This is a genomic window from Enterobacter sp. Sphag1F (assembly GCF_014193275.1).
In the GTDB taxonomy this organism is placed as follows: domain Bacteria; phylum Pseudomonadota; class Gammaproteobacteria; order Enterobacterales; family Enterobacteriaceae; genus Pantoea; species Pantoea symbiotica.
The window spans coordinates 262,697-283,352 of record NZ_JACHZD010000004.1; the positions used below are offsets into that span (position 1 = coordinate 262,697).

Consider the following 20,656-nt stretch of genomic DNA (forward strand, 5'->3'; position numbering starts at 1 on the left):
ATTTAAGCCATGTCTTGAATTTCTCCTTTTAAGATCAATCGATGGTTTTTATGCGTTAGAACAATGCGCCTTGCTGATTTATCCATTCTTACTGGGCGGCAGTCATAAATCTGAAAACAAGCCGTTTTAACGTCGAGGCGATAAACCGCTGCGCATAAAAGGTGAATGATGTTTTCAGTTGATCAGCTTCTCGATACTTACTGGCCTGGCCATCAACCGGCGAACTGGCAGAAAAGAGCCCTGAAATGGGCGGTTCGCGAACATGAATTCCAGGCGTTTGCCGCCCGCTATCGCCATCTCAAAGGCGTGGATATGGTGGAGCAAGTGCTGGAGCACCTGGATGTGCGTTGTGAACTGAGCGAACGCGATTTAGAGCAGATCCCAACGCGCGGCCCGGTGGTGATTGTTGCTAATCATCCGCTCGGTGCGCTGGATGGTTTAGCGCTGTTGGCGGCGGTTTCGCAGGTGCGGCGCGATGTGAAAATTGTTGCCAACCGCATGTTGATGATGCTGGAACCGATCAACAACATGATGCTGCCGGTGGATAACATGGGCAACCGCACCAGCCGCGAACAGCTGACGCACATGCAGCAGCATCTCGATAATCAGGGCGTGCTGATCATCTTCCCAGCGGGCGAAGTGTCGCGCCTTTCCAGCCGTGGCGTGCGCGATCGTCACTGGCATCACAGCTTCTTACGTCTCGCCGCCCGCGCTCGCGCGCCGATCGTGCCGGTGCACGTAGTCGGGCGCAACAGCCTGGCGTTCTACGCCGCTGCCAAAATTGCCTCGCCGCTGGCGTTACTGATGTTGGTGCGCGAAATGTTTCGCCAGCGCGGTGCGCGCATCAAGCTGCACATCGGCGAGCAGATCCCGTTTGCCAACTGGCATGATGGCCACACGCCGGGCAAAGAGCTGGCGAAGCGGCTGCGCAAACATCTGTATCGCATTGGACAAGGGCGGCGCGGCCTGTTCCAGACCGAAGCGGCGATTGCGCGTCCGGAAGATCGCGCCGAGCTGAAAAAAGCGTTAATTGAGAGCGAGCGACTCGGCACGCTGCCGGATGGCAAGCAGATCTACCTGTGGCGACGTAACGGCGCCAGTTGGGTGCCGTTGCTGCGTGAGCTTGGACGTTTACGCGAAGTGGCGTTCCGCGCAGTGGGCGAGGGCAGCGGGCGTCGTCGCGACCTCGACAAATATGATGACGATTACTATCACCTGATTCTGTGGGATGACGATGCGCTGGAGATCGTCGGTGCCTATCGCTTTATTCCCGGCGCTGAGCAGCTGGAGCGCCGTGGGCTGGAAGGTATTTATAGCGACAGCCTGTTCCACTACGACGAGCGCATGTTGCCGATCATCAATCAAGGTCTGGAGCTGGGCCGCAGTTTTATTCAACCCGCCTATTGGGGTAAACGCGGGCTCGATTATTTGTGGATGGGCATTGGTGCCTACATCGCCAGGTATCCCGAAACCCGCTATCTGTTTGGTCCGGTCTCGATCTCGGGCGGCATGCCGCTGGCGGCGCGCGATCTGCTGGTGGCGTTCTATCGCATGTATTTCCCTACCGAACTGCCGCTGGCCACCTCGCGCCGCCCTTATCCGGCTTCGCTGCCGGAAGTGCTGGCGCAGTTCACCGGCGATAACTACAGCGAAGATTTACGGCGGTTGAAGCATCTGCTGGCGAATCTCGGTACCGCCATTCCGACGCTCTACAAGCAATATTCCGAGGTGTGCGAGCCGGGCGGCGTGCAGTTTATTGATTTCGGCAGCGATCCCGATTTCAACAACTGTATCGATGGTTTGGTGCTGGTGGATCTTACACGGGTAAAGCCTGCGCGTTATGAGCGCTATATCGGCATGCACCTGTGAATCGGTCGCCATAAATGGCGACCCTACGACGGGATCCCAGCATTTGTAGGGTCGCCATTTATGGCGACCTGGTTGGTTGCATTGTGTGAATCGGTCGCCATAAATGGCGACCCTACGACGGGGCCCGAGCATTTGTAGGGTCGCCATTTATGGCGACCTGGTTTGAAGCATGCATTTGTAGGGGCGCCATTTATGGCGACCTGGCCCAATGTCATGGAATCGTCATCACAGTGTCGTAGGGTCTTAGCCGGACTGTTAGCGAAAGGCCAGAAACATGGCATCAATCACACTGCGCGGGCTGCGCAAATCCTTTGCGGCGCAGCCGGTATTGCAAGACATCTCGCTGCAGATTGCGCAGGGAGAATTCATCGCCGTATTGGGGCCGTCGGGCTGCGGCAAAACCACCTTGCTGCGCCTGCTGGCCGGATTTGAAACCGCCGATGGCGGAGAAATTCACGTTGGCGATCGCTGCTTCGCCGCGCCGGGCGTGCATCTGCCGCCGGAAGATCGCCAGCTTGGCGTGGTATTCCAGAGCTACGCACTGTGGCCGCATATGACGGTGGCGGAAAATGTCTCCTACAGCCTGAAAGTTAACGGTGTAGCGCGTGCCGATCGCGAGCGCCGCACGCAGCAGGCGCTGGAGCTGGTGGGATTAGAAGCGTTCGCCGCACGTCGTCCTGCCGATCTCTCCGGCGGCCAGCGTCAGCGTGTGGCGCTGGCGCGTTGTTTAGTGGCGCAGCCAACGCTGGTTTTGCTCGATGAGCCGCTCGCCAACCTCGATGTCCACCTGCGCGCCACCATGGAAGAGGAGTTTCGCCGCTTCCATCATCACAGCCGCGCCACCTTGCTCTACATCACCCACGATCAGCATGAAGCGATGGCGCTTGCCGATCGCATCGTGGTGATGGATGCCGGCCGCGTGATGCAGTTCGCCACGCCGCAAACGCTGTGGCGTGAACCGGCGAATGCCATGGTCGCGCGCTTTATTGATGACGGCAAAGTGCTGCCGATCAGCGATATCGAGCCGCTTGGCGATGGCCGCGCCTTTGCCACGCTGTGCGGCCTGCGCGTGCCGTTGCGCTGCGCGCTGGATCAACGCCCGCAGCCGCAGGCGCAAGCCAGTTTTCATGCAGTCGATTTCCACTTAGCCGCGCCGGGCGAACCGCAGTTTGTCGCACGCGTGCAGCGGGTGATCTATCGCGGCGGCCATCACCAACTGAATGTGGTTCCGCTGGATGCGCCGGAGTGCAGCATTACGCTGCTGCTGGCCGATCAACCTTTACCCGCTGTCGACGCCACTGTTGGTGTGGCGCTGCGCGACGGCTGGATTCTTCCTTCTTAACTTCTTAAACCTTCAGGGAAATGCTATGCGTACGTCGCTCAACGTGTTGATGTTAGCCAGTGGATTATTCGTTTCTGCCGCCAGCCTTGCCGATGAGGCACCGGCGGGAAAATTGGTGGTTTACACCTCGCAGGCACCGGAAATTGCCCAGCAAACCATGGATGCCTTCAAAGCCGCCTATCCCAATGTGCAGGTCGAGTGGACGCGCAACGGCACCACGCAGTTAATGAACGTGCTGCGCACCGAAATGATGAGCGGCGAAGCCAAGCCGGATGTGCTGCTGATTGCCGACGCCATCAACCTTGGCGCGCTGAAAAACGAAAACCATCTTTATAGCTACAGCGATGCGCCACTCAGCCACATCAATCCGTCGTTCTACGACAAAGACAAAACCTTCTTCGGCACCAAAATCATCGCCACGGTGATTGCCTACAACACCCAGCACGCGCAGCCGATTGATAGCTGGAACGCGCTGGCGGTGGAAGCCAATAAAGGGCAGATTGCGGTGCCAAGCCCGCTCTACTCCGGCGCGGCGCTCTACAAGCTGCACACCGATATCAACACGCCGTCGATTGGCTGGAGCTTCTATAAGAAGCTGGCGGCTATCGGTGTAGCGCCGCAGGGCGGCAACGGCCCGGCGCTGAAAGCGGTCGCCAGCGGGCTGGATAAATACGGCATCATCACCGACGCCGACGTGATTCTGGCGAAGAAAAAGGGTTCGCCGGTGGATCTGGTCTATCCGAAAGAGGGCGTTTCCTATGTCACCGAGCCGGTTGCCATCATGAAAACCGCGCACAACTTGCCGGCCGCCAAAGCCTTTGTCAATTTTATGCTCTCCGAGCAAGGCCAGAAGCTGGTTGTCGAGCAGGGCAACCGTCCGGTGGATGACCGCGTCTCAGCACCGGAAGGCTTCACCCCGATCAATAAAATCAAGCTGCTGTCGCCGGACGTGGCGAAAGCGATTAAAGAAGATGCGGCAGTGCGCGATCAGTTCACCGCGCTGTTCGGCGGCTAAGCATGAGCGTGTTGAGCAATGAATGGCGTAGCGCGGCGCGCAAAGCGCCGCGCGTTAACAGCGAACGATTAATTCTGGCGCTGATGGTGCTGCTGATTGGTTTGCTGTCGGTGGCACCATTGATGCGACTGGTGTGGACCGCCATCGCGCCCAATGGCGTGCCGGACATCACGCGCTTAACGCGCCTGCTGGCAAGCGATCGTGTATTGATCGCCAGCGGCAATACTTTGCTCATCGCGCTCAGTTCTACCCTGATTTCCGTGGTGCTCGGCACCGCCGCTGCATGGCTGGTGGCGCTCAGCGATCTGCGCGCTAAAACCGCGTGGGTGTTTGCGTTTATCCTGCCGCTGATGATTCCGCCGCAGGTGACTGCGCTGGCCTGGCTGCAGGCGCTGGCACCGAGCAGTCCGCTGGCGCTGCTGTTCGCCACGCTTGGATTGCCGTGGTTTGCGCCCGGCGAACAGCCGCTTTACTCCTTAACCGGCATTGTGCTGCTGCTTGGTACGCACAATGCGCCGCTGGTGTTTCTCACCGTACGCGCCGGTCTGCGCCGTTTGCCTGCCGATTTGGTGGAAGCGGCGCAGGCCAGCGGGGCGTCTCGCGCACGCATCCTGTTCACCATTGTGCTGCCGCTGGCGCGCCCGGCGATCTTTGCCGGAGCCGCGCTGACCTTTGTCGCGGCGGCGGGCAACTTCGGTATTCAGGCGATGTTGGGGATTCCGGCACGCGTGCCCACGCTGATCACGCTGGTGTATCAGCAGCTGAATGGCATTGGCCCAGGCGCGCTGCCGAACACGGCGGTATATGCGTTATTGATTGCGGTGATCACGCTGGCGGGCATGGCGGCCAGCGCCTGGCTAGGAGGACGCCATGATGTGCGCGTCAACGGCGCGCCGCGTTTGTGGCAGCAATCGCTGGGGCGCGGGCGTGTGGCGATTGAAGGCGTCGCCTGGCTGTGGATGGCGCTAACTTTGCTGTTACCGCTCAGCGCGCTGCTGATCACCGCGCTCACCAGCGGTTTTGGTCAGGCGCTCAGCTGGCAAACGCTGACGCTGGAGAACTTCCGCGCCGCCTTGTGGGGTTATCCGGCGGTGCGGCACGCTTTTCTCACCAGCCTCGGATTGACCACGCTGGCGGCGCTGATTTTGACGGTTTGCGCGCTGTTTCTTGCCTACTTCCTCAGCTGGCGGCGTACCAAACTGGTGCGCGGTTTGTGGCTGGCGAGTGAACTCACCTATGCGCTGCCGGGCATTGTCACCGGCGTGGCGGCAATGTTGTTCTTCCTGCGTCCGCTGCCGATCGTCAACGTTTCGCTGTATGGCACCGTGTGGATCATCCTCGCCGCCTATCTGGCGAACTTTCTCGCGCTGGTGCTGCGCCCCACGCTGGCCGGATTTGCCCAATTGGAACCGGCACTGGATGAAGCCGCACGCTTGAGCGGTGCCGGTTTTCTGCGCCGCATGCGCGATATCTTGCTGCCGCTGGCGGCACCGTCCGCGCTGGCGGGCAGCGTACTGGTGTTTCTTACCGCGCTGAATGAAATCCAGGTTTCGGTATTGCTTGTTACCTCGCAAACGCAAACCATCGGACCGACCATCGTGTTTCTCGATGAAGGTGGATCCGCTTCGCTGGCTGCGGCGGTCGGCTGCCTGATGATTGTGGTGGTGTGCTTATTAATGGCGCTGGCGACTCGCCTGACCCGACGCCTGCCGCACGGCATTTTGCCGTGGCAAGCGTAACGGCAGCATGCCGTCAACGCATGATGATTTATGAAGTATTCCGCTGAACATTTTCTCGCCACTGCCGATAACTTACCTACCAACATTTGTCTGCGGATGAATAGCGCTTGTCAGCGCTGCGTATTTGCGCTTAAGTCTGCACGATAATTAAGAATTTTCTTAATAGTCTCGACGATACCAGGCCAGCAATAGGCGAATAACAATGAATAATAACTCTGACGTCATGTACCGACTTTTGGTACAGAGCGTGGTGGATTACGCCATTTACATGCTCAAACCCGATGGCACCGTGGCGAACTGGAACGCCGGCGCGCAGCGTGCCAAAGGCTACACGCCCGATGAAATCGTGGGGAAGAATTTTGCGCTGTTTTACAGCGAAGAGGATCGTAAAAACGGCGCGCCGCAGCGCGGGCTGGCGACGGCGACGGCGACCGGACGCTTCGAAACCGAAGGCTGGCGCTATCGTAAAGATGGCAGCGCGTTTTGGGCGCATGTGGTGATCGACGCCATCCGCGATGAATTTGGTGAGCTGCTGGGCTTTGCCAAAATCACCCGCGACTGCACCGAGCAGCAGGAGCAACAGCGCAAACAGCGTGAGCAGGAACAGCGTTTCCGCATGCTGGTGGAAGGCGTTAGCGATTACGCCATCTATATGCTCGATTTGGACGGCAACGTTGAAAATTGGAACGTAGGCGCACAGCGCGCGAAGGGCTACGTGGCCGAAGAGATCGTTGGACAGCACTTCTCACGCTTCTACAGCGCGCAGGATCGACTAAACCATATCCCGGAAAAAAACCTCACTACCGCCTTTAAAACCGGTCGTTTCGAAGACGAAGGCTACCGTTACCGCAAAGATGGCAGCGCGTTTTGGGCGCATGTCATCATTGATGCGATCCGCGATGATGCGGGCAAGTTGATCGGTTACGCCAAAATTACCCGCGACTGCACCGAACAGCAGGCGCTGCTGCGTAAACAGCACGAGCAGGAGAAGAATTTCCGCCTGCTGGTGGAAGGGGTGCGCGATTACGCCATCTATATGCTGGATGTGCAGGGCCGCGTGGTGAACTGGAACAACGGGGCGCAGCGCGCCAAAGGTTATGTGGCTGACGAGATTGTCGGCCAGCACTTTTCGGTGTTTTACAGTTCAGCGGAACGTAATGCCAACGCGCCCGAAGCCAACCTTGGCATTGCGTTGAAAACCGGCCGTTTCGAAGATGAGGGCTGGCGCTACCGCAAAGATGGCTCGGCTTTTTGGGCGCATGTCGTCATTGAGGCAATCCGGGATGAGAGCGGCAAAATGATCGGTTTTGCCAAAATTACCCGCGATATCACTGAACGCCGTGAGAACGAACAGCAGCTGCTGCGCGCGCGCGATCTGGCGCAGTCGCAGAGTGCGAAAATGTCGGAGCTGTCGGGCTTTCTCGACACCATCATCAGCAATATTCCATCGTGCGTGATTGTGGAAGATGCCATCAGCCGTGAAATCCTGATGGTGAATGACAAAGCCGAGCAGCTGTTTGGCGTCAACAAAGCGCTGATCATGCATAAACGCCCGCACGAATGTATGTCGGCGGAACTGGGCGATTACTTCAATAGCCTGGCGGATGTGGCGCTGCGCAGCGAAGGTATTCACTCACGCGAACAGCTGCTGCTGACCGCCGGCGGCGAGCGTATTTTGCATACGCGTGCCACCACCATCAGCGGCAAAGATATGCGTCAGAACTACGTGATGCTGATTGTCGAGGACGTGACCGACCAGCGCGAAGCCGATGCGCGCATCCGTCACATGGCGCATCACGATAATCTCACCAGCCTGCCGAACCGCGTGCTGTTCCGCCAGAAACTGAGTGAAGCGCTGCGCGTGGATAATCAGAATAACCAGGTCAGCGCCACGCTGTGTCTCGATCTCGATAACTTCAAAAACGTCAACGATGCGCTCGGCCACCAGATTGGTGATGACCTGCTGCGCGTGGTGGCGAAGCGCCTGCGCAGCGCGCTGCGCGACCATGATACGCTGGCGCGTATTGGCGGCGACGAGTTTGCCATCGTGCTGCCCAATGTCCGTTCTGCCGATGAAGCAGCGGTGGTGGCGCAGCGGCTGATCGAGGGAATCCGTCCGCCGATTAACGTTGAAGGACATAACCTGTCGGTGGGCTTGAGCGTCGGTATCGCGCTCACCTCGCAAGCCACCAACACGCCGGAACATATGCTGCGCTGTGCCGATATGGCGCTGTATGAAGCGAAACGTAATGGCCGCAACCGCTTCGAACACTTCACCATTGAAATGGACGATCAGGCGCGCAGTCGTCGCGTGATTGAGAACGATCTGCGTGATGCGATCTCCGGTCGTCAGCTCAAACTCTATTATCAACCGATCACCGACGAGAAGGGCATCATCGGCTATGAAGCGCTAATGCGCTGGCATCACCCGATTAAAGGGCTGATTATGCCGAACGATTTTATCCCGATCGCCGAAGAGACCGGCTTGATTCATATGCTCGGCGCCTACGCGCTGTACGAAGCCTGCCGCGAAGCGCAAAGCTGGAACACCGAACAATCGGTGTCGGTAAACCTGTCGCCGCTGCAGTTTAAGAACAGCTCGCTGGTATCCGTGGTGGAAGGCGCGCTGCGTGAATCGGGGCTGGCGCCGCATCGGCTGGAAGTGGAGATCACCGAATCGGTGCTGCTGGACGATACGCTCGGTAATATCCGCACATTGCAAAGTTTGAAAACCCTTGGCGTGCAAATTGCGCTGGATGATTTCGGTACCGGCTACTCATCGCTTAGCTATTTGCGTTCGTTCCCGTTCGACAAGATCAAAATCGACAAGTCGTTCATTAACGATATGGGCGACAGCCGCGAGGCGCTGGCGATTATCCGCGCCATTACTGGTATGAGTCGTAGCCTCGATATTCAGATCACCGCCGAAGGCGTGGAGAGCGGCGAGCAGTACGCCAAGCTGCGTGAAGAGGGTTGTACGCTGTTCCAGGGTTATTTCTTTGGCCGTCCGCAGCCATCGGAATTGCGCTTGAAAGAGTTGGAGTAAATGCGTTGGTCTCGGTCGCCATAAATGGCGACCCTACGAAATGCATCAAAAAACGCCCGACATGTCGGGCGTTCTCTGTTTTGCTGTGTGTAATCTTTATTATTATGCGCCGTGGCCGTCGACAGACATGTGGCCGAGATCTTTATCCACCAGGAACAGGCCTTCGCCTTTGGTGCCGACCATCGCCAGTTTATCCAGCACAGTTTTGAACAGCTTCTCTTCTTCATGCTGCTCGGCAACGTACCACTGCAGGAAGTTGAAGGTTGAGTAATCCTGCGTGGTCAATGCGGTGTGCACCAGCTCGTTGATTTTTTTGGTGATCAGCTGCTCATGCTTCAGCGCTTCTTCCAGCACGTCGTTCAGTGACGTCCAGCTAATGGCCGGAGCCGCAATGCTGCCCAGTACCGGCAAAGCACCGGCATCGCTGACGTAATCAAACAGCTTCTGCATGTGCTGCATCTCTTCACGAGAATGCATTTTCAGGAATGAAGAGGCGCCTTCATAGCCTTTATCGCTGCACCAGGCGCTCATCTGCAGATACAGGTTGGCAGAGAAGAATTCGAGGTTCAGTTGGTCGTTTAAACGCGAGGTCATTTCAGCAGTTAACATGGCTGAGTCCTTTTTAATTTGTCAGGTGAAGTACGGCGAATTATGCATCAATCTATACTTTTTTGTGAAGGACTTTCCTTAAAAAAGTTGAATTTATCTTATTGATTGTAAATGGAATTATTCCACATGTTGAATGCGAAGAGTTCTCACTTTTGACTAATTTTCATTCACGCTGGATTGATTATAGCTGCACATCGGGCGATGCTGAGGCTTGCCTTTACTTGTCAGGAGCTTAGCGGTGTCGAACGTCTTAGAGCATTACCATTTTCTGCATGAAATTCCCGAGCTGGGTTTTCAGGAATTCAAAACCTCTGCTTATATTGCCGATCAGCTGGAAAGCGCCGGAATTAAGGTGACGCGCGGCATCAATAACACCACTGGAATCGTGGCGGAAATCGACAGCGGCGTGCCCGGTCCGGTGCTGGCGCTGCGTGCGGATATGGATGCGCTCGGTCATATCATTGACGGCGTGGCGTGTGCGCGTCACACCTGCGGCCACGATGGCCATTCGTCGGTGGTGCTAACGGCGGCGCAAGAGCTGCTGAAAGAGGGCGCGATCAAGAAAGGGCGGCTGAAGCTGCTGTTCCAGCCAGCGGAAGAACTCGGTGCCGGCGCGCTGGCGATGATTGAGGGCGGCGCGCTGGAGGATGTGGAGATGATTCTCGGCTTCCATGTGCGTCCGCTGGAAGAGTGCCATGTTGGGCAGGCGACGCCAGCGGTGATCTACTCCGCCTGCAGCACGCTGGAAGCCACCATCAAAGGCGCGCCGGCGCATGCAGCGCGTCCGCATTTGGGCGTTAACGCGCTGGATGCGGCAGTGCAAGCGGTGCAGGCCGTCAACGCCATCCATCTGCCGCCGGGTTTGACCTGGAGCGTGAAAGCCACGCGCTTCCTGTGCGACGCGGGCGTGACCAACTCGGTGCCGGATGAGGCGCGCGTGGTATGGGATTTGCGTTCGCAGGAAAACGCGCCAATGGATGTGCTGAAAGAGAAAGTGACGCTGGCGATTCAGCACAGCGTGGCGGCGTTGGGTGCCACGGCTGACGTGGTGGTGCTGAAAGAGATGCCGGCAGCAGAAATTCATGAAGAGGCCACGGCGGTGATTCGTGCGGCGATTGTCGATGTGCTGGGTGAAGAAGGTTTGCTGGATACCAAAACCACGCCGGGCAGCGAAGATTTCTTCTATTATCCGGTGAAAAATCCGCAGGTGAAAGCCGGTTTCTGGGGATTAGGAACCAATCTGGTGCCGGGCCTGCATCATCCTGAGATGCGCTTTGAGCTGAGCTCGCTGGAGATTGGCGTGAAGATCTTTAAAGCGGCGGTGGTGCGGGTGTTGGGCTGAAATGTGAGTCGGTCGCCATGAATGGCGGCCCTACAAGGGCAACACTATGCGGCGATTTCCCCCTTCGGTGAAATATTGTATGCTATGCCGCCTCAATGCTGCCGGGATAATCGGAACTGCCGCCAATGTAGATCGCACACCTCTTGCTGTGAACTGACGCCACTGCGTCGCCATTGGCCGCGTTATCCTGCGGAATGACCCCGAAACGATTTATTCGCAGCGCGCCGCCCGCGTGTTGCCCTTGAAGAAGAATTCACTCAATGTCTAATGCTCCCTTTTTAGAAGAAGTGGCGCGCCGCCGTACTTTTGCGATCATCTCGCATCCGGATGCCGGTAAAACCACAATCACCGAAAAAGTGCTGCTGTTCGGACAGGCGATTCAAACCGCCGGTACCGTCAAAGGCCGCGGCTCCAACCAGCACGCGAAATCGGACTGGATGGAGATGGAGAAACAACGTGGTATCTCCATCACCACCTCGGTGATGCAGTTCCCGTATCGCGACAGCCTCGTGAACCTGCTGGATACCCCAGGACACGAAGACTTCTCCGAAGATACTTACCGTACGCTGACGGCGGTTGACTGCTGTTTGATGGTGATCGACGCCGCGAAAGGTGTTGAAGATCGTACCCGTAAGCTGATGGAAGTCACGCGCCTGCGCGATACGCCAATCATTACCTTTATGAACAAACTCGACCGTGACATCCGCGATCCGATGGAGCTGCTGGATGAAGTGGAGAGCGAGCTGAAGATCGCCTGCGCGCCTATTACCTGGCCGATTGGCTGCGGCAAGTATTTCAAAGGGGTTTATCACCTCTACAACGACGAAACTTACCTGTATCAAACCGGTAAAGGCCACACCATTCAGGAAGTGCGCATCGTTAAAGGTTTGGCTAATCCCGATTTGGACGCAGCGGTGGGCGAAGATTTGGCACAGCAGTTGCGCGATGAGCTGGAGCTGGTGCAGGGCGCCTCGCACGAGTTCGATCAGGAGCTGTTCCTGAGCGGCGAACTCACGCCGGTGTTCTTCGGCACCGCGCTGGGTAACTTCGGCGTTGATCACATGCTGGATGGCCTGGTTTCCTGGGCGCCGCGCCCAATGCCACGCAACACCGACACGCGTCTGGTGGAAGCGAAAGAAGAGAAATTCAGCGGCTTCGTGTTTAAGATCCAGGCAAACATGGACCCGAAACACCGCGACCGCGTGGCCTTTATGCGTGTGGTATCTGGTAAGTACGAAAAAGGCATGAAGCTGCGTCAGGTGCGTACCGGCAAAGACGTGGTGATTTCCGATGCACTGACCTTTATGGCCGGTGACCGCTCGCACGTGGAAGAAGCCTATCCGGGCGACATCATTGGTCTGCACAACCACGGCACCATTCAGATTGGCGACACCTTTACGCAAGGTGAAAACATGAAGTTCACCGGCATTCCGAACTTCGCGCCAGAGCTGTTCCGTCGTATTCGCCTGCGCGATCCGCTGAAGCAGAAACAGCTGCTGAAAGGGCTGGTTCAGCTGTCGGAAGAGGGCGCGGTGCAGGTGTTCCGTCCGGTGCATAACAACGATCTGATTGTGGGCGCGGTTGGTGTGCTGCAGTTCGAAGTAGTCGTTGCGCGCCTGAAAAGCGAATACAACGTTGAGGCGATTTACGAAGCCATTAACGTCTCAACCGCTCGCTGGGTTGAGTGTGATGACGCGAAAAAATTCGACGATTTCCAGCGTAAAAACGAAGTGAACCTGGCGCTCGATGGCGGTGATAACCTCACGTATATCGCGCCGACCATGGTAAACCTCAACATCACCCAGGAACGCTATCCTGACGTGCGATTCCGCAAAACGCGCGAGCACTAATCGGCGTTGCCAGCAGGGCCTGTGATTTTCACTGGCCCTGTTTTATTTGTTACAGACTCCTCCTAATTCCGCTGTTTTTTTCTCTTTTTGGCGATATATCAACCACAAGAGCCAGCAAAAGCTGTAATCCCTACTACTATTATCCTGTCGGACGAGAAAAGAGACCTTTCGGGTTTCATTACGTCCAGTAACTCAGCAACGCCGTTCGTTGCTGGCGCATCCGCGATAACGGATGAGTTAACTGATAGAAGGATGATATCGATGAATAAGACTAAGATTGCCAAAACCCTGATTGCTGCCCTGGCCGGTTCTGCTCTGCTGAGCGGTGCGGTGTTTGCAGATGAATCACTGTCGCAGAAAGCACAGCAAACCTCCGACAGCGCGGGTGCGAAGATCGATAGCTCTATGAAAAAAGTCGATGGTTATATGGATGACAGCGGCATCACTGCTAAAGCCAAAGCGGCGCTGGTGGATAATGAAGCGATTAAAAGCACGGATATCTCCGTCAAAACGCATGATGGCGTGGTGACACTGAGCGGCTTTGTAGCTTCTCAGGATCAGGCTGAAAAAGCCGTCGCGCTGGTGCAGAAAGTCGAAGGTGTGAAATCCGTCAGCGACAAACTACACGTTAAAGACAGCAAAAATGCTTCTCTGAAAGGTTATGCGGGCGATACCGCAACCACCAGCGAAATTAAAGCTAAGCTGTTAGCAGATGACATCGTGCCATCACGCAACGTTAAGGTGGAAACCACCGACGGCGTGGTGCAGTTATCAGGGGAAGTGGCGAACCAGGCACAGTCCGATCGTGCTGAGAAAATCGCCAAAGCCATTGAAGGCGTGAAAAGCGTGAAGAATGACCTGAAGGTGAAATCTTAACGCGAGCGACTCGGCACCTGCTGGTGCCGTTTCGTAATAAAAACAAAGGTGTAAATAAGCAGTTCGATTTTCACAATGGTAAAGGAGAGGCTTATGTTTCGTTGGGGTATTATCTTTCTGGTCATCGCTCTGATTGCTGCAGCATTAGGTTTCGGCGGTCTGGCGGGTACGGCAGCATGGGCAGCTAAAATTGTCTTCATTGTCGGTATTATTCTGTTCCTCGTGAGCCTGTTTACCGGGCGCAAACGACCCTGACTACTTGCGTCTCAATAGACGCTAACCCGCGAGTCACCTAAAGCGGAGACCGGTCATTTGCGGCATACTATGAAGCCGCAACGATTGCAGAAGCAATTGGTCAGGGAACGACAATGACTGGTTCTCCGGGATGCTGCTTCGGCGACTCCCTCAGAGCAAGCAACACTGAGGGACATCCATTGGGAACACGTATTCCGTTGACGTTAGGTTCACTTGAACCGCTAGCTTTAACCCCTTTCAAATCCAGTAAAATCGCCTTGGTGTGCGAAGGCGGCGGTCAGCGCGGCATCTTTACCGCAGGCGTGCTGGATGAGTTTCAACGCGCAGGCTTCAATCCCTTTCAACTGTTACTCGGCACCTCGGCCGGGGCGCAAAACTTGTCGGCGTTTGTCTGTGGCCAGTCTGGCTACGCGCGACGCGTGATCTCGCGTTACACCACCAGCAAATTATTCTTCGATCCGCTACGATTCGTGCGCGGCGGGCATCTTATCGATCTCGATTGGCTGATCGACATCACCAAACAGGAATTTCCGCTGGCGCTCAATACCGCCGAAGGGCTGTTTGCCAAAGGCAGCGAATTCTATATGTGCGCCTGCCGCAGCGACGATTACCGCGCTGAGTACTTCAATCCGATTAGCTCCAACTGGCATGACATCCTGAAAGCGTCCAGCGCGATTCCCGGTTTTTACCGCAGCGGCGTGCAGATGGACGGCGTGAGCTATCTGGATGGCGGCATCAGCGATGCAATCCCGGTGCGCGAAGCCGCACGCCGCGGCGCGGATACCATCGTAGTGATCCGCACCGTGCCGTCGCAGGTGTCATACACGCCGAAGTGGTTCAAACGCATGGAGCGCTTTTTGTCTGACAGCGCCTTGCAGCCGATGATCAACATCCTGCATCAGCATGAAGAGAGCTATCGCGAGATTCAGCAGTTCATTGAGCAACCGCCGGATAACCTGCGCATCATCGAAATCTGTCCGCCTAAACCGCTGGCGAGCATGGCGCTCGGCAGCCGCTTGTCATCGCTGAATCAGGATTACCATTTAGGCCGCCGCAGCGGGCGCTATTTCCTCGCCACGCTCGGTCAATGGCTGAGTGATGCCGAGCCGTTGGTACGTTCAACCACGGTCACGCCGCCCGCCGCTGTGGCGAATTCACCCGACAACCGCCCACTGATTACGCCCGCGCTGGCGGAAAACGATGCGGATTATGATAAAGGCTCGCTGGCATGAAGTTTATCGATACGCACTGCCACTTCGATTTCCCGCCGTTCGTTGATGATGCAGACGCCAGCATTGCGCGCGCTGCGCAGGCGGGCGTGGAACGCATCATTGTACCGAGCGTGGATGCCAGCCGTTTCGCGCGGGTGACGCAACTGGCGCAGCAGCATCCGGCGCTGTATGCCGCGCTGGGCCTGCATCCAATCAACATTGCTGAGCATCAGGAAGATGCACATCTTGATGAGTTAGAGCGCTGGTTGAAAAAGCCGGATAGCAAGCGGGTGGCTATCGGCGAGATCGGTCTCGATCTCTATATGGACGATGCGCAATTCGCCAAACAGACGCGGCTGCTCGATAAGCAACTCAAGCTGGCGAAGCAATACGATCTGCCAGTGATCCTGCACTCGCGTCGCACCCACGATCAGCTGGCGCTGCACTTACGTCGTCACGATCTGCCGCGCCGTGGCGTGGTACATGGCTTTGCTGGCAGCCAGCAGCAGGCGGAGCGCTTTATTCAACTCGGCTATGCGATTGGCGTGGGCGGCACCATCACCTATGAACGCGCCAGTAAAACCCGCAACACCATCGCCAGCCTGCCGCTTAGTGCGTTATTACTGGAAACCGACGCGCCCGATATGCCGCTGCAAGGTTTTCAGGGCCAGCCCAATCGTCCGGAGCGGGCGCGCAATGTGTTTGACGTGTTGTGCCAGTTACGCAGTGAATCCCCCGAAGTGATTGCCGACGCGCTGTGGCATAACAGCCAGCAGCTGTTCGCCTTGCCTGCCTGATTCTCCCCCGACAGATTCTGCATTTACGCTGCCTTACGCCTGATTAGCTACATTGATAAAGCTGAGAGTACACTTTTGCGCCCATTTTTGTGATAATAATAACAACGGCCATCGCGGCGCATTTCGGCCTGACTGGTGGTTATTTGTGATTCACATCACTAAATAACTGTATTTAAATGACAGGTTTTCTTTTTCGTGTGACATGAAGCGCAATTCATCGTCACGGTAGTTGTTAGAATTGTCACATTCCCCGGTGGGTTGTGCCCGCCGATCTGAATTTTGGAGAGCATCATGACCGACCTGAAAGCAGCAGCACAGCGCGCATTGCAACTGATGGATTTAACCACCCTGAACGAAGATGACACCGACGAGAAAGTGATCGCGCTGTGCCGTCAGGCGAAATCCCCAGCCGGTAATACCGCTGCCATCTGCATCTATCCGCGTTTCATCCCGGCAGCACGTAAAGCGCTGCGCGAGCAGGGCACGCCGGAAATCCGCATCGCCACCGTCACCAACTTCCCGCACGGCAACGATGACCTTGAGATCGCGCTGGCTGAAACCCGCGCGGCCATCGCCTACGGCGCTGACGAAGTGGACGTGGTGTTCCCGTATCGTGCGCTGATTGCTGGCAACCGTGACATCGGTTTCGAGCTGGTGAAAGCCTGTAAAGAAGCCTGCGCACAGGCAAACGTGCTGCTGAAAGTGATCATCGAAAGCGGCGAGTTGAAAGACGAAGCGCTGATTCGTGCTGCATCGGAAATCGCTATTGATGCGGGCGCAGACTTCATCAAAACCTCAACCGGTAAAGTGCCGGTCAACGCGACGCCAGAAGTGGCAGCGATCATGATGCAAGTGATCCGCGATAAAGGCGTGAAGCAGCAAGTTGGTTTCAAACCGGCCGGCGGCGTGCGCACTGCGGAAGACGCGGCACTGTATCTGAAGCTGGCGGACGACCTGCTGGGTGAAGGCTGGGCGGATGCGCGTCATTTCCGCTTTGGCGCTTCCAGCCTGCTGGCAAGCCTGCTGAATACGCTGGGCCACGAAACCGCGACCAGCAAAGCGGGTTATTAAGTTCATATCGATGTTCGTAGGGTCGCCATTTATGGCGACCTCTCTATTCCGGGGAGGCAACCGTGTTCCTGCCACAAGAAATTATTCGTAAAAAACGCGACGGCCAGGCGCTGAGTGAAGCGGAGATCCGCTTCTTTATCAACGGCGTGCGCGACAACAGCGTTTCAGAAGGTCAAATTGCCGCGCTGGCGATGACCATCTATTTCCATGATATGACGCTCGACGAGCGCGTGGCGTTGACCATGGCGATGCGCGACTCCGGCACGGTGCTGAACTGGAAATCGCTCAATCTCAACGGCCCGATTGTTGATAAGCACTCCACCGGCGGCGTTGGCGATGTCACTTCGCTGATGCTCGGCCCGATGGTGGCAGCATGCGGCGGTTATGTGCCGATGATCTCCGGGCGCGGCCTTGGCCACACCGGCGGCACGCTGGATAAACTGGAAGCGATTCCGGGCTTCGATATCTTCCCGAGCGACGATCGTTTCCGCCAGATTATTAAAGACGTCGGCATCGCGATTATTGGCCAGACCAACTCGCTGGCACCGGCCGACAAACGTTTCTACGCCACGCGTGATATCACCGCCACCGTGGATTCCATTCCGCTGATCACCGCGTCGATCCTCGCCAAAAAGCTGGCAGAAGGATTGGATGCGCTGGTGATGGATGTCAAAGTGGGTTCCGGCGCCTTTATGCCGACCTTCGAAGCCTCAGAAAATCTGGCGCAGGCGATTGTTGGCGTGGCGAACGGCGCAGGCTGCAAAACTACTGCTCTTCTCACCGACATGAATCAGGTGCTGGCTTCTACTGCGGGTAACGCGCTCGAAGTGCGTGAAGCGGTGCAGTTCCTGACCGGCGAAGCGCGCAATCCGCGTCTACTGGAAGTGACAATGGCGCTGTGCTCGGAAATGTTGATCTCCGGCAAACTGGCTGAAAACGACGCCGATGCACGCAAAAAACTGCAGCAGGTGCTGGATAACGGCAAAGCCGCTGACGTATTTGCCCGCATGGTGGCGGCGCAAAATGGTCCGGTCGATTTCATCGAGCGCATGGACAGCTATTTGCCAGCGCCAACGCTGAGCAAAGCGGTGTACGCCGATGGTGCTGGCATTGTCAGCGCAATGGATACGCGTGCGCTTGGCATGGCGGTGGTTGCGCTCGGCGGAGGCCGTCAGCGTGCCAGCGACAGCATTGATTACAGCGTGGGCCTGAGCGACATGACCACGCTCGGTACGCAGATCGACGCGCAGCGTCCGCTGGCGATTATCCACGCCGCGTCGGAAGCGCAGTGGCAACAGGCCGCTGCCGCCGTTAAAGCGGCTATCACGCTGAGCGATACTGCGCCAGCGATCACGCCGGTGGTTTATCGTCGCATCAGCGAATAACTGGCGCTTCTTCGTGCCAGGCAGCGGCCGTTCGGGTATACTGATCTGATCGCTTTTTTTTGACTTGTCATCGCGCATTGCGCAGGAGACTTGCATGAAACGTGCTTTTATTATGGTTCTCGACTCCTTCGGGATCGGCTCCAGTAAAGACGCCGATAAATTCGGTGATGAAGGATCGGACACGCTCGGCCATATCGCCGAAGCTTGTTTCGAAGGCCGCGCCAATGAAGGCCGCGAAGGCCCGCTGCACTTACCTAACCTGACCAAACTGGGCCTCGGCAAAGCGGCTGAGCTCTCCACCGGTCGTTTTCCGCCAGGCCTCGATCCCAACGCGGAAATCATCGGTGCGTACGCTTACGCCAGCGAATTGTCGTCAGGTAAAGATACGCCGTCGGGCCACTGGGAAATCGCCGGCGTGCCGGTGCTGTTTGATTGGGGCTACTTCAGCGACAAAGAGAATAGCTTCCCGCAGGAGCTGCTGGATGTTCTGGTGAAACGTGCCGATTTGCCGGGATATCTCGGTAATTGTCACTCATCGGGCACGGTAATCCTCGACCAGCTCGGCGAAGAGCACATGAAATCCGGCAAGCCGATTTTCTACACCTCGGCGGATTCGGTGTTCCAGATTGCCTGCCACGAAGAGACCTTTGGCCTCGATCGCCTGTACGAGCTGTGCGAAATCGCCCGTGAAGAGCTGACCAATGGCGGCTACAACATCGGCCGCGTGATTGCGCGTCCGTTCGTCGGCGACAAAGCGGGCAACTTCGAGCGCACCGGCAACCGTCACGATCTGGCAGTGGAACCGCCAGCGCCGACCATGCTGAAAAAACTGGTCGATGAGAAGGGCGGTGAAGTGATTTCGGTGGGTAAAATCGCCGACATTTATGCTGAGCAGGGCATCACGCAGAAAGTTAAAGCCACCGGCTTAGACGCGCTGTTCAACGCCACCATCGAGCAGATGAAGAAAGCGCCAGATACCTCGATTGTGTTCACTAACTTCGTTGATTTTGACTCAACGTGGGGACATCGTCGCGATATCGCCGGTTATGCGGGCGGGTTGGAGTTCTTCGATCGTCGCTTGCCAGAGCTGATGGAGTTGGTGAAAGAGGGGGACATTCTGATCCTCACCGCCGATCACGGCTGCGATCCAAGCTGGAAAGGTACTGAACACACGCGTGAGCACATCCCAATTCTGATCTACGGCCCGAATGTGAAGCCAGGATCGCTGGGATACCGCGATACCTTCGCAGATATCGGCCAGACCATCGCAAAATATTTCGGCCTGTCCAGCATGGACTACGGCAAGAGCATGCTGTAAAACAGCGCCCCAAATTTAATAAGGAAAATAACCATGGCAACGCCTCATATTAATGCAGAAATGGGTGATTTCGCGGACGTCGTACTGATGCCGGGCGATCCGCTGCGCGCTAAGCACATCGCTGAAACCTTCCTTGAAGATGTGGTGGAAGTGAACAACGTGCGCGGCATGCTGGGTTACACCGGGACTTATAAAGGCCGCAAAATTTCGGTGATGGGTCACGGCATGGGCATTCCATCCTGCTCGATCTACACCAAAGAGCTGATCACCGATTTCGGCGTGAAGAAGATCATCCGTGTCGGTTCTTGCGGCGCGGTGCGCGCAGACGTGAAACTGCGCGACGTGGTAATTGGTATGGGTGCCTGCACCGATTCCAAAGTGAACCGCATGCGCTTCAAGGATCACGACTTCGCCGCGATTGCGGACTTCGACATGGTGCGTAACGCGGTTGACGCCGCCAAAGCGCTGGGCGTTGATGCGCGCGTGGGTAACATCTTCTCGGCCGATCTGTTCTATACGCCAGATCCGCAGATGTTCGACGTGATGGAGAAGTACGGCATTCTCGGCGTGGAAATGGAAGCGGCGGGTATTTACGGCGTGGCAGCAGAGTTTGGTGCCAAAGCGCTGACCATCTGTACTGTGTCGGATCACATCCGCACCCACGAGCAGACCACCGCGGCTGAGCGTCAGACCACCTTCAACGATATGATTAAGATCGCGCTGGAGTCAGTGCTGCTGGGCGATTAATCACTGCGTTAAACCAGGTCGGCATAAATGCCGACCCTACATTCGTCGTAGGGGCGCCATTAATGGCGACCTGGCTTCCCCCCGTAAACATCTGACACACTTTTACCCAGGCTTGTGCATCTTCGTGCTGGCTCTAAAGCAATCTCTGCTTATCATTAGCGTGATAACAAAGAGACTAAGCCCA

General features: G+C 56.6%; 16 protein-coding genes. 15 read left to right on the plus strand and 1 reads right to left on the minus strand.

The window, feature by feature from the left end; translation table 11 throughout:
- The first annotated feature begins 168 nt into the window (after positions 1-168).
- From FHW71_RS14775 to FHW71_RS14795, 5 genes are all read left to right on the plus strand, one after another.
- Positions 169-1,869 carry a lysophospholipid acyltransferase family protein gene (locus tag FHW71_RS14775; protein ID WP_179452138.1) on the plus strand — a complete coding sequence of 567 codons (1,701 nt, stop codon included), beginning with the start codon at positions 169-171 and terminating at the stop codon, positions 1,867-1,869.
- Positions 1,870-2,143: 274 nt separating this feature from the next.
- Positions 2,144-3,211, plus strand: coding sequence for an ABC transporter ATP-binding protein (locus FHW71_RS14780; RefSeq protein WP_179452139.1), 1,068 nt, complete (start codon positions 2,144-2,146; stop codon positions 3,209-3,211).
- Positions 3,212-3,236: 25 nt separating this feature from the next.
- Entirely contained in the window at positions 3,237-4,226 is a 990-nt protein-coding gene (locus FHW71_RS14785) for an ABC transporter substrate-binding protein (protein WP_179452140.1), read from the plus strand.
- Positions 4,227-4,228: 2 nt separating this feature from the next.
- Positions 4,229-5,965, plus strand: a complete 1,737-nt coding sequence (locus FHW71_RS14790) for an iron ABC transporter permease (protein WP_179452141.1) — start codon at positions 4,229-4,231, stop codon at positions 5,963-5,965.
- 202 nt (positions 5,966-6,167) lie between these two features.
- Positions 6,168-9,011, plus strand: a complete 2,844-nt coding sequence (locus tag FHW71_RS14795; protein WP_179452142.1) for a bifunctional diguanylate cyclase/phosphodiesterase — start codon at positions 6,168-6,170, stop codon at positions 9,009-9,011.
- Between the two features lie 102 nt (positions 9,012-9,113).
- Here FHW71_RS14795 and ftnA read toward each other — a convergent pair whose 3' ends face one another.
- Entirely contained in the window at positions 9,114-9,620 is a 507-nt protein-coding gene (gene ftnA, locus FHW71_RS14800) for a non-heme ferritin (protein WP_008103301.1), read from the minus strand.
- Between the two features lie 238 nt (positions 9,621-9,858).
- Between ftnA and FHW71_RS14805 the strand changes: the two genes are divergently transcribed.
- From FHW71_RS14805 to deoD, 10 genes are all read left to right on the plus strand, one after another.
- Positions 9,859-10,962 carry a M20 peptidase aminoacylase family protein gene (locus tag FHW71_RS14805; RefSeq protein ID WP_179452143.1) on the plus strand — a complete coding sequence of 368 codons (1,104 nt, stop codon included), beginning with the start codon at positions 9,859-9,861 and terminating at the stop codon, positions 10,960-10,962.
- Between the two features lie 260 nt (positions 10,963-11,222).
- Positions 11,223-12,812, plus strand: coding sequence for a peptide chain release factor 3 (gene prfC / locus FHW71_RS14810; protein WP_061720497.1), 1,590 nt, complete (start codon positions 11,223-11,225; stop codon positions 12,810-12,812).
- Positions 12,813-13,073: 261 nt separating this feature from the next.
- Positions 13,074-13,688, plus strand: coding sequence for a molecular chaperone OsmY (gene osmY, locus FHW71_RS14815; protein WP_179452144.1), 615 nt, complete (start codon positions 13,074-13,076; stop codon positions 13,686-13,688).
- Positions 13,689-13,781: 93 nt separating this feature from the next.
- A complete protein-coding gene (locus tag FHW71_RS14820; protein ID WP_007893192.1) occupies positions 13,782-13,943 on the plus strand; it encodes a DUF1328 domain-containing protein in 162 nt (53 codons plus the stop codon).
- 179 nt (positions 13,944-14,122) lie between these two features.
- A complete protein-coding gene (locus tag FHW71_RS14825) occupies positions 14,123-15,175 on the plus strand; it encodes a DUF6363 domain-containing protein (protein WP_179452145.1) in 1,053 nt (350 codons plus the stop codon).
- Positions 15,172-15,951, plus strand: a complete 780-nt coding sequence (locus tag FHW71_RS14830; RefSeq protein WP_179452146.1) for a TatD family hydrolase — start codon at positions 15,172-15,174, stop codon at positions 15,949-15,951. The genes FHW71_RS14825 and FHW71_RS14830 overlap by 4 nt, the downstream gene beginning before the upstream one ends.
- A 291-nt stretch (positions 15,952-16,242) precedes the next feature.
- Positions 16,243-17,022, plus strand: a complete 780-nt coding sequence (deoC, locus tag FHW71_RS14835) for a deoxyribose-phosphate aldolase (protein WP_061720500.1) — start codon at positions 16,243-16,245, stop codon at positions 17,020-17,022.
- 62 nt (positions 17,023-17,084) lie between these two features.
- Complete coding sequence (gene deoA, locus FHW71_RS14840) at positions 17,085-18,407, plus strand: thymidine phosphorylase (protein ID WP_179452147.1); 1,323 nt, start codon at positions 17,085-17,087, stop codon at positions 18,405-18,407.
- Positions 18,408-18,501: 94 nt separating this feature from the next.
- Positions 18,502-19,725 carry a phosphopentomutase gene (deoB, locus tag FHW71_RS14845; protein ID WP_154155177.1) on the plus strand — a complete coding sequence of 408 codons (1,224 nt, stop codon included), beginning with the start codon at positions 18,502-18,504 and terminating at the stop codon, positions 19,723-19,725.
- Between the two features lie 33 nt (positions 19,726-19,758).
- Positions 19,759-20,472, plus strand: a complete 714-nt coding sequence (gene deoD / locus FHW71_RS14850) for a purine-nucleoside phosphorylase (RefSeq protein ID WP_008103284.1) — start codon at positions 19,759-19,761, stop codon at positions 20,470-20,472.
- Positions 20,473-20,656: the final 184 nt, after the last annotated feature.